Genomic DNA, 14,270 nt, shown 5'->3' on the forward strand with positions numbered 1-14,270 from the left:
TCCATCGCTAAAATTTGAATCGTCTTCGTTTGTGTCGAGAATATCGAACATATTTTCGATTTGACTCAATTTTGAAACGCTATCTTTATTGATCAATTTAAAATATACTTCAAAATCACGAAAGAAAAACTGCTCATTTGCACCTTCCATTCATAAAGGCATTGAGCAGTTTTAATTCAATTAGAAGTAGAAAACGTCAGGCGTTTTCGCGAACTTTTTTCTGGACGAATTGATCCATTGCTGCTGCTGCTTTTTTTACCGGCACCCATTGCCGAAATAACAGTTGCTGCGCCAGTAACAGCATCTCCCCCGGCAAAAATTCCTTGACGAGAAGTCATTTCATTTTCATCTACGATCAAGCAACCTTTACGATTCGTTTCTAAACCTTCTGTAGTTGAACGAATCAATGGGTTTGGAGATGTTCCGATTGCCATAATCATGCAGTCTGCTTCAACTAAGAAATTGCTTCCTTCTTTCGCAATAGGACGACGACGTCCGGATTCATCTGGTTCACCGAGTTCCATTTTGATGCATTCTACAGAAGCAACATTTCCGTTTTCATCCGGATGCACTTCAACTGGGTTATTTAATAAATCAAAAATGATTCCTTCTTCCATTGCGTGTTCGACTTCTTCTTTACGAGCAGGAAGTTCTTCTAAAGAACGACGATAAACAACATGGACTTCAGAACCTAAGCGACGTGCACAACGAGCTGCATCCATTGCCACGTTACCACCACCTACGACAACGGTTTTTCTTGGGTGTTGAATTGGTGTATCACTATCGTCTTTGTAGGCTTTCATTAAGTTAAAGCGAGTTAAGAATTCATTTGCCGAATATACCCCTTTTAATTCTTCTCCAGGCATATTCATGAAGTTTGGCAAACCGGCACCAGATCCAACAAAGATTGCTTCGTAGCCATCGGATTCAAGATCTTCGATCGTACCAGAACGACCAACAATATAGTTTGTGACAAATTCAACGCCTAAATTGGATAATTTAGAAATTTCATGTTGCACGATCGATTTTGGTAAACGGAATTCAGGAATTCCATACATTAAAACACCACCAGCAACGTGTAACGCTTCAAATACAGTCACTTGATAACCAAGTTTTGCTAAATCGCCTGCAGCAGTTAAACCCGCAGGTCCACCACCAACGATAGCGACTTTATGACCATTTCTTTGTGGAGCAGCTAAAGGCGCCTCGCCTTGTTCTCTCATATAATCCGCAACAAAGCGTTCTAAGCGACCAATTGCGACTGGTTCACCTTTAATGCCACGAACACATTTGGACTCACATTGTGTTTCTTGGGGACAAACACGACCACAAATAGCAGGTAATGAGCTTGTTAAAGAGATAATTTCATAAGCTCCTGCAAAATCCCCTTCAGCAACTTTAGCAATGAAATCAGGGATATGAATATTTACTGGGCAACCTTCTACACAAGGTTTGTGTTTACAATTTAAGCAACGTTTTGCTTCATCGATCGCCGTTTCAGGAGTGTAACCCAAAGTTACTTCTTCAACGTTAGTAATTCGCACATTTGGATCTTGTGCAGGCATTGGGTTTTTATCCATGCGCATATTAGGCATTTAGTTTTCCTCCTTTTTATTGAGCAAATTGCATGTTGCTTCATAGTCATGACGTTCTTTTTCAAAGTATTGACGGTTACGAGACATTGCCGCATCGAAATCAACGAGATGGCCATCAAAATCTGGTCCGTCAACGCAAGCAAATTTCATTTTGCCATCAACCATTAAACGACATCCGCCACACATACCAGTACCGTCAATCATGATAGGGTTCATGGAGACAACTGTTGGAATATCATATTGTTTTGTTAATTGGCAGACGAATTTCATCATGATTAGTGGTCCAATCGCGATGACTTTATCGATTTTCTGTCCGCTTTGAATGAGCTCTTCTAATTTTTGAGTCACTAATCCTTTTTCACCAACACTACCATCATCACTCATTAAATAGTAATGATCAGAAACAGCTTTAAATTCATCTTCTAAAATCACAAGATCTTTATTGCGGAAGCCGACAATTGTATCGACATGTTTTCCTGCTTGATGGAATGCTTTAGCTGTTGGTAAAGCAATAGCACATCCAACACCACCACCAATAATGACGACATTTTCACCTTCAATTTCAGAAGGTTTGCCAAGAGGACCAGCAAAGTCAGCTAAATAATCCCCTTCATTTAAAGCCATGAGTTTACGAGTAGATGCACCTACGACTTGGTAAATAATCGTCACTGTTCCTTCTTGTGGATTGGCATCAGCAATCGTAAAAGGAACACGTTCACCTTCTTCGTCAACTCGCAAGATGATAAATTGGCCTGCTTTGGCAAGGCGTGCAGCGTTAGGCGCTTCAACTGTGATGGAAATGACTGTTGGGTTTAAAACTTTTTTGCGAAGAATTTTATACATTCTCTTTCTCCATTTCTTTAATTCTTATTAACTGATTTACGATGATAAGGATGTAAAACAGAATGAATTTCCAATATTAAATTGCTTGATCTTGATTAGTATAACCTGTTTTTGTAAAAACAAAAAACTTTATGTAATTATATTTACATTCGCTTTCAATAATTTACATTCTTGAGTAAGAAATAGATCTTTTTTCAATATCAACGATGTACCGTTTTAGATCGAAAGGTCAATAATATCGAATTCTTTCATTTCATAACCGTTTGGAAGTCCCATTTCGTAGTTACGATCCCCGATAAATTCCAACATTTTTTCTTCACTTTTTGGATCTTTAATCGCCTTTAAAAAGTAAGAAATAACAGTAATTGCTTTTTGTTGTGCTTCTTTATAGAGATCAAACAAACTTGCATTTGATTCTTCTAATGAAGCTGGGTTTTTCCATTGTTTATGCAATAAGTTACAAATATCGACATTATCCTCACATACGTTTGGAATCGAAAAGCCTGAAAGTGCGTGTTGTAAGCCTAATGCTTTTTCGATCGGTTGTAGGAATCCTTTTTTATAATTTTTTGGATCACGGAAAATTTTTTGCATCGTTTTCCAGTCTTGCAAAGCTTCTACAATCGCTGTTGGTTCAATTTTAGTGTCATAAATTTGTTGAATTGCTGGAATATAGATACGACAAATTGCGCGAGCTACAGGAAGACTTGTCGAAAGACATTCTTCTCCTGGATCATAGTCAGTGATTGTTGTGTTCTTTTTATATTTGAGCATTGCCGCATCTAATAAAGATTCAAACCGGTGATGATAGAAAGCACATTTTGCTGAATAACTATAATTACCTGTACGGTAGTAAACGTAAGGGTGGAATGTACTATCCATTGCCCAGTGGCAAAGATGACCACAAAGATAAGCGATCATTTCTTGTTGAATCGGATGTTTCTTTTCACGACGAATCGATTCTAGTGCACTGGCATAAAAAGCATTGACATTTTCTTCATGAAATTTATGGCCAAATTGAGAGATTTTATTTGGTAATAAAAGTTTGGTTGGTGTTGTGTGATAAAAGAATAAAAAGTCAGGTCCTTGTGAGCCAGTGATCGCAAACATCGGATAGCGATTCAATACTGGATCATTTAAGCTTTTCATCACATCTTCACAAAATAGCGCATGTGTAACTAAATTAGGCATCTATAGTTCCTCCAACTTCTTTTTTAAACCCAGAAATAATTCCCGTTCTGCATAAGTATCCATCGAACAATATTCACTAATCTGTTGACCTATTTTTGCTACTTCATCAGGGTCTTTAGAAAGCAAAGCTTGGCGATAGGCAAAAACAGCTTCCATACCATTATGAATATCGAGTTGTTCATAGCTTGCCCGAGATGAAAACAATGGCATCAAAGTTTTGAGTGAGCTTTTCCCTCTTTGTCTTAAATCATAGAAACATCCATTTTCAAATGGTGATTGCAAGTCGATCATGCGATTGGCAAGTTGTTCAAGTTGAATACGATACTCGGGATACTGGTTTGCAAGTTGCCGTAGACGCAACTTTTCGGCACCTTCCATATTAAAAACCATAATACTGCCTTGTTCAGGAATATCCTGCAGTAAATGATCAATAAAATCTTTTCGACAATCTCCAGTCGCAAAAAACGTCTTATGATCAAGCTGACCTTGTTCATCTTCAATATGAATAGAATATTGAAAACACAACACGTCAAAAGCTTTCATATTGACATATGGTGGAATTGCGAAGGTTTCCCATTCAAAATCTAGATAACTAATTGGATATTCAATTTGTTCTATCCAATAACGAATAGCTTGCTCATCCATGAACAGCCCGCCATTTTGGTCCGCTTTAATTTGCGCATATTGCATCGGCGTTCCTTCAAACAAATCGCTAGTAATATCGCTTAATCTAGTAATTCCTTTTTCTTCGATCCATTCTCTACTGCTCGAACTGGATAAAAAAGCACTAGCGAAATCCGGTAAATCTTGTTCATTGAAGCATTCTTCATAATACGGACATTTATTGGGTCGGGTACAAGCACTCACACGGCGCACACAAAAGTCATCTAAGTTAGAATGAAGTAATTTTTGCGTCATTTGGGCTAATTGTTCAAAACGGATATGACTCATTTTTTGCTGAATTTGTTCCGTAGCACTTAAGCGATTAAAACCGCCCCGTTTTTTCATTAAGTGAGAAGTGATTTTAAAGAAATCAGCGGGTTGAGAATTCTCTTTGCGTACATAACTTGGATTTAAATAAACAAACTCGTGCTCACTAATATCAACTCCACAAGCTTGACAAATCATCGTATCGATTACGAGTCCATTTAAAAGAGATTCTTTAGGCGAAGTGGAACAATAAGGATAAATCGCTTTATACGTCCCATCTTCTTTTTCAAACAAAAATGGAATGTTTGTGCGCAAACCATCTTTTTCAAAACGAAGGTTTCGTCCACAAGTCTCAGCTTTTAAAATGTCTAAAGAACGTTGGGTTGGATCATGAGGTTGACCACTAATCAGTGCGAATGGTCGAACAAGTTTTTCTAATTGTTCATAGTATTCCGTTCGAAGCGGAAACAAAATTGTGCTTTGCGCAAGGCTTTGTGCATATAAAAATCGTCTTGGACAATTGAGGGCTTGAACAAGTTGATTGGTATGGACAGATTGGTTAGTTGTAGTTTTCAAGAATATCTTTCAGTCCCTTCAAATATTTTTGTTTGTTTTTTTCAGGTTCTAACAAACGAATTTGATTTTGTAATTTATATAGCTGTTTAAATACCTCTTCTTCGTCATCACTATCGAATGCAAAACGATGCCAATTCGAACGGATCGGTTCTATTTCAATTAAGTTTTCTCCCCATTCAATTTCTAAAAAAGGGCGGAGTTTATCTTCATTGATTTCAACGACATAATGAACCATTTGTTGTTCGACTAGCGCTCGCTGTCCAATGTGGTCTGTGAGGTGGAATTGTTTATCCCGTGTAAAATATTGGAATGTTGGTTCAACAGAATGCATCCGTTGCTCCGAAACACGGTAAGTTCGGTATTCACAATGGGTATGATCATAACCGCATAAATACCAATAGCGATCTTTTAAAATCAAAGCATATGGATCAACAAAGCGTTTTTTCGATGTAGTGGCATGAATTGCTTGATAATCCATCTCTAACGTATTGCTTGAGTAAATCGCTTTACGAATAGTATAAAGCAGTTTGCTTACTTTTTTAGAAATAGGTTTTCCATTGTGATAAACAAATAGCCATTCTTGCTCGCGCAAATCTCCATTAATTTGGGCGATAATCTTTTCTAAGCCTTGAATGGCATTTTTTTCCCAACTTAGCGAAAGATTTGCTTGCAAGTATTCATTGACATGAATTAAAGCGTGAATTTCTTCATTTGTCAGTTGTGGCAAGATAAGACGTGCACGATGATCAAGTTGGTATCCCCCATTCGATCCCCGATACGAATGAATCGTATATCCAGCTTCAACTAATTCTTTTTTATATTCCCGAATATTCCGTGGATTCGTGTTAAGTTTTTGTGCAAGTTCTTCAATAGAAACAATATTTTTGTTTTTAAGAAGGATTAACATTTGGATACATTTAGCGGTTCGATTCATGATATCTCCAGTAATTAATGATATAAATCAAATTTACAGATTGTTCATAATTTGATCGTCTATAGTCCATCTTAAAGGATAGTTGTTTGAAAGTGTTGTATTTCAAAAAAATGTAAGTGTTTTGTTGAAATTTAAATCATTTAAATTAAAAATCGTAAAAAATCTTTCAAAAACTAAATTAGAAGATAATTTATGATCCTAATTGGCATATATACCTTCCTTTTAAGGCTTCGTTTTTTATTTTGTTCGTTTTATATTTAAATGAAATTTTTCAGAAAACATGAAACACATTGAAAGTTTTTAATCTGTTATTATGTTTAGGATTTCGAAAAGTGATTAGGAGAAAAAAAATAATTTTGTCTTAATCTCATTGAGAAGAGGAGGACTATTTAATGAACAAAAAAATTCTTGCAGCTGCAATGACTGCTGCTATGTTATTCGTAGGATGCAGCAACGGTAATTCCGATAAAGCTGCTGGCGAAACTGAAAAAACAGCTACTGTTGAAAACGTTACTGCTACTGTAACTAAAGACGAATCTGGAAAAATCGTTAAAGTTGTTATCGATGAATTTGATGATGAAGGCGTTTCTAAAAAAGATTTAGGCGAAGAATACGGAATGAAAGACGCTTCTTCTATCGGTAAAGAATGGAACGAACAAATCGAATTCTTAGAAAACTACATCGTTGAAAACGGAATCGATGCCGTTAAAGTTAACGCTGACGGTTACGCTGAAGAAGACGTTAAAACTGGATGCACAGTTTACATCGCTAGTTATTTAGACGCTGTTAAACAAGCTGCTGAATAATTCCAAATATAAAGAAATGAAGGGATCAGTCAAACGATTGATTCCTTTTTCTTTGTTTATTTAGTGCATCAAAAACAAAGAAAAAGGTGCAATTCTTTACTATACGAATCACACCTTGATTTTTATACCTATTTTATAGATTGATGATATTATTCGATCTGATCACCATTGATTAGAAGTAGCGAAAGAAAATAAACTTAAAGGAGTTAGGTTCCATATGAACAAAGCCTGGAATTTTTTCCACTTCGTCAGTAAATAAGTTGATTCCATCTTTCGTCGAGTTAACTGGAATATCCATAGGCTCATCTTTAATATTGAAACAAGCCCAAATTGCCTTTCCTTGATAAGCTCTTTCGAAAATACAATAAAGATTACTTAAAGCGATTTGTGTATAATCCCCATATACGAGTTCTAAATGGAGATGACGCATACGATTTAAAACACTGATTAAATCACAAAGTTCATTCCATTCCGGCTTTTCAATATAAGGTCTTAAAGATGTGTCATTATAGTTTTTAACACCTTCAATTCCCCATTCACTTCCATAATATACGCTAGGAATACCAGGCATCGCATATAACATAGCATAAATGAGTGGAAGCCATTCTTTCTTTTCTAAAATAGAAGCGATGCGATTGACATCATGATTATCTACAAAAGATAACGGATGTTTTCCGGTATATAAACACCAAGGTTCTTTTCCGAATTGACGGTTGAAAGAATACATGATTTCAAAGAAGTTTCGCGTATTAAAAGAGGAATGCAATCCTTTATAACACTCATAGTTGGTGACTGAATCCAACATATTATTATTCATCCATTGGTTATAATCACCATGTAATGTTTCGCCAAGTAAGAAGAAATGGCGATTTTTTTGTTTAACATGATGATGGAGATATCTTAAAAAATCTTGATCAAGGCAATAAGCAACATCCAATCGTAAACCATCAATATGGTATAAATCGATCCACTCATCAATGACATCAAAAATAAACTCGCGCACTTTTGGATTTTTTAAATTCAGGCGAACAAGCTCATCATGTCCTTCCCAGTTTTCATAGCGTAAGTGATCGTCGTATGAATTATTGCCATCAAAATCGATCATGAACCAATCTTTATATTCCGAAAGACGACGTCTTTTTAAGACGTCTTGAAATTGTGAAAAATCTCGTCCCACATGATTAAATACACCATCAAATAGAACATGTAAATCTTGATTATGAAGTGTTTGACAAACAAGTTGTAAGTCTTCAACTGTCCCTAATCTTTGGTCGACAGTATGAAAATCGATCGTGTTATACCCATGAGAGGTCGATTGAAAAACAGGATTTAATAAAATGGTATTCACTCTCAGCTTTTTATAGTGTTTAAGCCACTCAGGTGAAATCAAGTGAAGAATTCGATGTTCCAATTTAAAATCATTTTCAAATGGAGCCCCGACTGCACCTAGAGGATAAATTTGATATATATTACGTTCAACTACTTTCATTCAATTCCCTTTCTTTTCATTATTTTTTGCAATTAAAGATTAAATGGCATATCCTTTGTCCTTTCCCCATCACAAATGAATCCATTCAATCTTGATAAACATTGATTTTATTATATCGAAATTCAAATTTTAAAACAAAAACGTCCATTGCAATGGACGTTTTTTCAATCTTATTCTTCACAAAGATCAGCCGGTTTTGCTTTCGCGGATGGATCTAAATATTGTGGGTCCATTTCAATTTGGACGCCAATTTTTCCAGCTGAAAAATAAATTGTCTCAAAGTTTAATGCACTCTGATCAAAATAAGTTGGAAATTGTTTTTTCATTCCTAGTGGTGAACATCCCCCATGAACATAGCCAGTTAAAGGGAGTAATTGTTTTTGCGCAATCATTTCGACTTTCTTTTTGCCCACAATTTTAGCTGCTTTTTTTAAAGATAGATGGGCTTGGGCTGGAATCATGAAAACAAAATATTCTTTATCATTGGATACTGTAACTAATGTTTTAAAAACACGATCAACTGAAGCGTCTAATTGATTAGCGACTGTGATCGCATCAACCGCTTCACCTAATTTTAATTCATGTACAGAGTAAGGAATTTTTAATGTATCTAAATGGCGCATGGCATTTGTTTTTTTAATTTTCATAGTCTATCCTTTCTGATCCTCAATTTTTTAATTCACAATGGAACAAACCTTGTAAATTTTTTTATTCAAGGAATATGTATCGAACATAATACGAAGATACATTATAGTAATTTTTAAAATGAATGAAACATTGAATTAGAATGGAATAAGCTTCTATTCCTAAATATCGTGAAACCTATTTATTTTCAACAATTTGAATCATGATTTTGGTGATATAGTCCACTTCTTTTGAAATAACAAAGTCATTCATTCCTACTTCATAAGCATAACCAGTTAGTTCAAGATGGTGGCTTTTTGCATAATCAAGCATCTGTTGATATAAGTTGGGTAAATCGTCCCATTCTCCTTTTTGATATCCACAAAGATATTTTCCTTTTGGTTTAACAAAACAATCCAAATCTGTTTTCGGATTCAATGCCACAGTAAAGATACCGTCATAGCGTTCGAAATCCATCTCATAAACTGAATCGAGTGCTATATAACTTCCAATCCCCATTCGAATTTGTGCAATTCCCCAGATCTCTTTTAAATGCGCAAACATCTGCGAAAAATCATCTTGAGTCACATCTAGAGGATAAACCAATAGCTGTTTTTCTTCGCACTCTTCAATTCGAATGGTTTGTCCTTGCAAAGTTTCACAGAAAAGGATCTGTTCTTTTTTGTTTTGAATGATCGTTCGAATATTGCTTAACTTTTGAATTTGTTTGTCAATTTCTTGTTCTTTCTCATCCACGATGTTTAAAAAATCAGCCGGTGTTGGATTTTGACGAAATGCGGCGATCTCTTCAATACTCATATTCAATTCTTTTAACATTCGGATATATTCAAAATCTAAACTTTGTGAAACATCATAATAACGATAACCATGATCAGATTTTGTATAGGGGCAAAATAGTCCGATTTGATCATAATAATGCAGCGTTCGTTTATTGACTTCATGTAGCTTGGCAAATTGAGCAGTCGTTAGCTTTTTGGTCTCTTTACGCATTATTTAATGCCTCCTTGTTGACATTACAGTTACTGTATACCTTACCGTACAGAATGGATACGATGAAAACAAGGAGAATTACTATGCAAGTACAATTACGTGAATACCACAAGTCAGATTTTAATGAGTTAGAAGGAATTATTCGCCAAACATGGCATTATGACGAATTTGCAAGTCCTAAAATAGCCACAAAACTCGCTCGTGTATTTTTAACAAGTTGCTTAACAAACTATACGTTTTCTCGAGTTGCGGTTATGAATGGAAAAGTTGTTGGGATTATTCTGGCTAACAACATCGCCAAACATAAATGCCCATTCTCGAACCGTTTTGCCCAATTCAAAGCAATCCTATCTTTATTTTTATCGAAAGAAGGGAGAAATGTTTCAAAAATTTTCGGCAACGTTCATGGCATCGATCAACAATTGCTTGATGAAAACAACAAAAAATATCCAGCTGAATTAGCTTTATTTGCGGTTAGTTCTGAATGTAGAGGTAAAGGGATAGGAAAAATGCTATTTCAATCTGCCCTTGAATATATGAAACAAGAAAAATTAGATAACTTCTATTTATTTACAGATACAAGTTGTAATTATGGCTTTTATGAACACCAAGGTATGGAAAGATGTGTGGAAAAAGAACATATCTTTAACATTAAAGGGCAACGCGCAAGCATGAAATTCTTTATTTACGAATATCTGCTAAGCGTTGCTTAATATTCCTAAATGAATGCGGACGAACTCTTCAATCAATTCATTTCATTTTCCATCCTTTTTTTTACGTCATCATCAAGATTTCTTGACATGATCTTTTGAACTTTGTATTGTTGCATCATTGAGGGCAATGACGCCGTATTTGCTTCATCCAATTCCTTCAACCTTAGAAGACTGGTGCGGCTCGCGGAGTTTTGCCTTTTTTTTGTTAACAGGAGATCGACAGATGAAAACGAACGTTACAGAGATTTTCGGCGAAAACGTTTTTGACGATGCTACGATGCGGGAGCGTCTACCGAAAGAAACGTATAGAGAACTTCGCAAAACGATTATTCAAGGACTTCCTTTAAATCGTAAAATTGCGAACGCTGTTGCTCATGCCATGAAAGTATGGGCAATCGAAAAAGGCGCTACTCATTATACTCACTGGTTCCAACCGATGAATGGAATTACTGCAGAAAAACATGATTCATTTATCAATCCTGATGGACCAGGAAAAGTCATCATGTCCTTTGAAGGAAAAGAGTTAATCAAAGGTGAACCAGATGCCTCTTCTTTTCCAAATGGCGGATTACGTACAACATTTGAAGCACGTGGCTATACCGCTTGGGATCCAACAAGTAATGCTTTTATTAAAGAAGGTGTTCTTTGTATTCCAACCGCATTCTGCTCGTATACTGGACATGCTTTAGATAAAAAGACTCCACTACTACGTTCAATGGATGCGATCACGAAACAAGCGTTACGCATTGTCCACTTATTTGGCAATGATGATGTCCATAAAATCAATACAACCGTTGGTGCTGAGCAAGAATATTTCTTAATCGATAAAGAATATTACTCACAACGCCGAGATTTAAAATATACTGGCCGTACTTTATTTGGTGCAATGTGTCCAAAAGGTCAAGAAATGGAAGACCACTATTTTGGAACAATCCAACCTCGCGTCAAAGCCTTTATGGATGAATTAAACGTCGAGTTATGGAAACTTGGAATCATGGCTAAAACACAACATAACGAATGTGCTCCTGGCCAGTTTGAAATTGCTCCAATCTTTACAACTACAAACTTAGCAACTGACCAGAACCAATTAACGATGGAAATTATTCAACGTTTAGCAAAAAAACATGGCATGGTTGCTTTATTACATGAAAAACCATTTGAATACGTCAATGGAAGTGGTAAACACAACAACTGGTCTTTATCTACAGATACAGGTATCAATTTATTTGAACCAGGTGATACACCATATGAAAATCTGCAATTCTTAGTATTCTTGGCTGCGATTGTAAAAGCAGTCGACGATCACCAAGATTTGCTTCGCCTTTCTGTTGCAACAGCCGGAAACGATCATCGTTTAGGGGCGGATGAAGCACCACCTGCTATCCTTTCTATCTTTACAGGTGAAGATCTAGCAGCAGTGATCGAAGCGATCATCAAAGACGAAGACTATGATTCAAAAGACAAAGCATTTATGAATATTGGATCGGATGTTTTACCAAATCTTCCTATTGATGCAACAGATCGTAACCGAACTAGTCCATTTGCTTTTACAGGGAATAAATTCGAATTCAGAATGCCTGGTTCTAGCCAATCCATTGCTGGAATCAATATGATTTTGAATACAACAATTGCAGATGCCTTAGAACAATTTGCCAATTATTTAGAAGGTGCAGACGATTTCGATTCTGCTGTTCATAAATTGTTGCAAAATACTTTCAAAAAACACTCTAGAATTATTTTCAATGGTAATGGCTATTCTGATGAATGGGTTGAAGAAGCAAAACGCCGTGGTTTATTAAATTTACCAAGTGCCGTTGATGCCCTTCCTTACATGAAGGCGGAAGAAAACATTCAATTATTTGAACACGCTCACGTCTTAACCCGTGAAGAAGCCGTTTCTCGTTACGAAATTTTAATGGAAGAATACGTCAAATTGCTTAACATCGAAGCATGTACGATGGTATCCATTACTCGTAAAGAAATTTTACCGGCAGTGATGAAGTATCAAAAAGAATTAACAGATTCTGCTTTGGCTAAGATGCAATTATTAGGCAAAGATGCAGGAATTTATGAAGTAGAAATTCTTAAAAAAGGTCAGGCTTTACTCGATCAAGCCTACCTTGCTAGTGAAAAATTGTCTGAAGCCAAAGATGTTCTTAAACAATTTGACACAATTGAAGATAAAGCTAACTATGTAAAAGAAACTATCGTTCCATTAATGGATGAATTACGTGTACCCTGTGATGAATTAGAAGTCATTACTGCAACAACTGCATGGCCATTCCCTACTTATGGAAAACTCTTATATGGTCTTTAATCAAAAAGCGGCTTAAGCCGCTTTTTTTGTATCTTGAAATAAAAGAAGACAAAAAAACGGTAAGGACAAACATGTCTTACCGCAAAATAAACAACGTGAATGAGATTATTGAACTTCTTCAATAAAAACTGGACCATGAAGATGGCGTGCTTGTTCATTACCACTAATAGGCATACCAATTTCATAAAGATCTTCGTATTGAGAATATCCATCATAGTAAATGAGGACTTCATTCCATGGTTGATGATAGCAAAGCGCTTCAACACCACCTGGCGCCGTGCAGGCATCGTAAGTAATCATTTTTTTAGGACTTACAAAAGAGAATTCGTTTGATCCAGATTTTTGTAAAACAACCGTTAAAGGCAACATTTTGCAAAAAGCATGAGATAGTTCATCATCATGAACTTTATAGATGACCTGATTACCGAATTCATCTGAAAATTTAACTTTCATTTCCATTAATTCCTTTTCTTTATCTCTATTTATCACTATTGACGCTATCTATTGTATCGCTTTGTTGCATAAGAACAACTCTGTTTTTAATTTTGGTCATCTTTAGTATGTGGACATTGGTTCAATGAACCATTTTTCATGCATAAATGAGCATTCTCACAGTTCCATCTTTCTTTGCCTTGCGCACAAAGGTTAGACATTTTGCCACTTTTTAATCGGACTTGATAAGCTGGTGGACTCACTACTGTTGCATGCGGCAATACATCACGAATAACGATTGCCCCCGCTCCAACTTTACTTTCTCTACCTAAAGTGATGTTACCAATAATTTTCGCACCAGCACCGATCAAAACATCATCTTCAACTGTTGGATGTCTTCTCCCTTTTTCTTTGCCTGTTCCGCCGAGTGTTACGCCTTGATAAATTTTGACATTATTACCAATTACACACGTTTCACCAATGACAACACCTACGCCATGGTCAATAAAAAATCGTTTGCCGATCGTTGCTCCTGGATGAATATCGATCCCGGTTTTTCGTTGATTTTTTAAAGACAACCAGCGGGCGAGTACGTAATGCTTCTTTAAATAAAGTCGATGTGAAAAATACCAAGTCCTGATTGCTTTGAACCCAGGCATCATTTTAATTTCTCTTTTTGAATGTAAGGAAGGGTCTTGTTCCATAAAAACTGCTATTTCTTCCTTAATAAATTCATGATAGCTCATTGAATCCTCCCTTTTTTATTAAGCAACATTTTATCAATCGAAATTTTAAATATGTATTTCAAG

13 protein-coding genes are annotated in these 14,270 nt (G+C 35.9%); 3 read left to right on the forward strand and 10 right to left on the reverse strand.

Features of this window, described 5'->3' with window-relative positions:
* Positions 1-176: 176 nt before the first annotated feature.
* The 5 genes from gltA to ALLST_RS0104485 form a co-directional block, all read right to left on the reverse strand.
* Positions 177-1,595 carry an NADPH-dependent glutamate synthase gene (gene gltA, locus ALLST_RS10135; protein ID WP_051087241.1) on the reverse strand — a complete coding sequence of 473 codons (1,419 nt, stop codon included), beginning with the start codon at positions 1,593-1,595 and terminating at the stop codon, positions 177-179.
* Positions 1,596-2,438, reverse strand: a complete 843-nt coding sequence (locus ALLST_RS0104470) for a sulfide/dihydroorotate dehydrogenase-like FAD/NAD-binding protein (RefSeq protein ID WP_019892889.1) — start codon at positions 2,436-2,438, stop codon at positions 1,596-1,598.
* A gap of 216 nt (positions 2,439-2,654) precedes the next feature.
* The gene (locus ALLST_RS0104475; protein ID WP_019892890.1) at positions 2,655-3,629 is read right to left on the reverse strand and encodes a zinc dependent phospholipase C family protein; all 975 of its coding nucleotides are present in this window, start codon (positions 3,627-3,629) and stop codon (positions 2,655-2,657) included.
* Positions 3,630-5,135 (reverse strand): DUF2779 domain-containing protein, encoded by a 1,506-nt coding sequence (locus tag ALLST_RS10140; protein ID WP_019892891.1) that lies wholly within the window; start codon positions 5,133-5,135, stop codon positions 3,630-3,632. It lies immediately after the preceding gene.
* Positions 5,119-6,069: a helix-turn-helix transcriptional regulator gene (locus tag ALLST_RS0104485; protein WP_019892892.1), complete on the reverse strand. Its 951-nt coding sequence runs from the start codon at positions 6,067-6,069 to the stop codon at positions 5,119-5,121. Before ALLST_RS0104485 ends, ALLST_RS10140 begins: the two co-directional genes overlap by 17 nt.
* Positions 6,070-6,461: 392 nt before the next feature.
* Between ALLST_RS0104485 and ALLST_RS0104490 the strand changes: the two genes are divergently transcribed.
* Complete coding sequence (locus ALLST_RS0104490; RefSeq protein WP_019892893.1) at positions 6,462-6,875, forward strand: hypothetical protein; 414 nt, start codon at positions 6,462-6,464, stop codon at positions 6,873-6,875.
* Positions 6,876-7,047: 172 nt separating this feature from the next.
* Here the strand turns inward: ALLST_RS0104490 and ALLST_RS0104495 are convergent, their stop codons facing one another.
* From ALLST_RS0104495 to ALLST_RS0104505, 3 genes are all read right to left on the reverse strand, one after another.
* Complete coding sequence (locus ALLST_RS0104495) at positions 7,048-8,364, reverse strand: alpha-amylase family glycosyl hydrolase (protein WP_019892894.1); 1,317 nt, start codon at positions 8,362-8,364, stop codon at positions 7,048-7,050.
* A gap of 170 nt (positions 8,365-8,534) precedes the next feature.
* Complete coding sequence (gene ybaK, locus ALLST_RS0104500; RefSeq protein WP_019892895.1) at positions 8,535-9,011, reverse strand: Cys-tRNA(Pro) deacylase; 477 nt, start codon at positions 9,009-9,011, stop codon at positions 8,535-8,537.
* A gap of 175 nt (positions 9,012-9,186) precedes the next feature.
* Entirely contained in the window at positions 9,187-9,999 is an 813-nt protein-coding gene (locus ALLST_RS0104505; protein WP_019892896.1) for a MerR family transcriptional regulator, read from the reverse strand.
* Between the two features lie 83 nt (positions 10,000-10,082).
* On the opposite strand from ALLST_RS0104505, the gene ALLST_RS0104510 reads away from it, so the two are divergent.
* Together ALLST_RS0104510 and ALLST_RS0104515 are read left to right on the forward strand one after the other, a co-directional pair.
* Positions 10,083-10,712: a GNAT family N-acetyltransferase gene (locus ALLST_RS0104510; RefSeq protein WP_019892897.1), complete on the forward strand. Its 630-nt coding sequence runs from the start codon at positions 10,083-10,085 to the stop codon at positions 10,710-10,712.
* A 223-nt stretch (positions 10,713-10,935) separates the two neighbouring features.
* The gene (locus ALLST_RS0104515) at positions 10,936-13,029 is read left to right on the forward strand and encodes a glutamine synthetase III family protein (RefSeq protein ID WP_019892898.1); all 2,094 of its coding nucleotides are present in this window, start codon (positions 10,936-10,938) and stop codon (positions 13,027-13,029) included.
* 105 nt (positions 13,030-13,134) lie between these two features.
* Here the strand turns inward: ALLST_RS0104515 and ALLST_RS0104520 are convergent, their stop codons facing one another.
* Together ALLST_RS0104520 and epsC are read right to left on the reverse strand one after the other, a co-directional pair.
* Positions 13,135-13,488, reverse strand: a complete 354-nt coding sequence (locus tag ALLST_RS0104520) for a cyclophilin-like fold protein (protein WP_019892899.1) — start codon at positions 13,486-13,488, stop codon at positions 13,135-13,137.
* A gap of 80 nt (positions 13,489-13,568) precedes the next feature.
* A complete protein-coding gene (epsC, locus tag ALLST_RS0104525; RefSeq protein ID WP_019892900.1) occupies positions 13,569-14,207 on the reverse strand; it encodes a serine O-acetyltransferase EpsC in 639 nt (212 codons plus the stop codon).
* Positions 14,208-14,270: the final 63 nt, after the last annotated feature.

Origin of the sequence: Allobaculum stercoricanis DSM 13633, from assembly GCF_000384195.1 — a bacterium.
Classification (GTDB): Bacteria; Bacillota_I; Bacilli_A; order Erysipelotrichales; family Erysipelotrichaceae; genus Allobaculum; species Allobaculum stercoricanis.

Coding starts and splice junctions, on each gene's coding strand:
- gltA (WP_051087241.1), bottom strand. CDS start 1,595: ATGCCTAATATGCGCATGGATAAAAACCCAATGCCTGCACAAGATCCA.
- ALLST_RS0104470 (WP_019892889.1), bottom strand. CDS start 2,438: ATGTATAAAATTCTTCGCAAAAAAGTTTTAAACCCAACAGTCATTTCC.
- ALLST_RS0104475 (WP_019892890.1), bottom strand. CDS start 3,629: ATGCCTAATTTAGTTACACATGCGCTATTTTGTGAAGATGTGATGAAA.
- ALLST_RS0104485 (WP_019892892.1), bottom strand. CDS start 6,069: ATGAATCGAACCGCTAAATGTATCCAAATGTTAATCCTTCTTAAAAAC.
- ALLST_RS0104490 (WP_019892893.1), top strand. CDS start 6,462: ATGAACAAAAAAATTCTTGCAGCTGCAATGACTGCTGCTATGTTATTC.
- ALLST_RS0104495 (WP_019892894.1), bottom strand. CDS start 8,364: ATGAAAGTAGTTGAACGTAATATATATCAAATTTATCCTCTAGGTGCA.
- ybaK (WP_019892895.1), bottom strand. CDS start 9,011: ATGAAAATTAAAAAAACAAATGCCATGCGCCATTTAGATACATTAAAA.
- ALLST_RS0104505 (WP_019892896.1), bottom strand. CDS start 9,999: ATGCGTAAAGAGACCAAAAAGCTAACGACTGCTCAATTTGCCAAGCTA.
- ALLST_RS0104510 (WP_019892897.1), top strand. CDS start 10,083: ATGCAAGTACAATTACGTGAATACCACAAGTCAGATTTTAATGAGTTA.
- ALLST_RS0104515 (WP_019892898.1), top strand. CDS start 10,936: ATGAAAACGAACGTTACAGAGATTTTCGGCGAAAACGTTTTTGACGAT.
- ALLST_RS0104520 (WP_019892899.1), bottom strand. CDS start 13,488: ATGGAAATGAAAGTTAAATTTTCAGATGAATTCGGTAATCAGGTCATC.
- epsC (WP_019892900.1), bottom strand. CDS start 14,207: ATGAGCTATCATGAATTTATTAAGGAAGAAATAGCAGTTTTTATGGAA.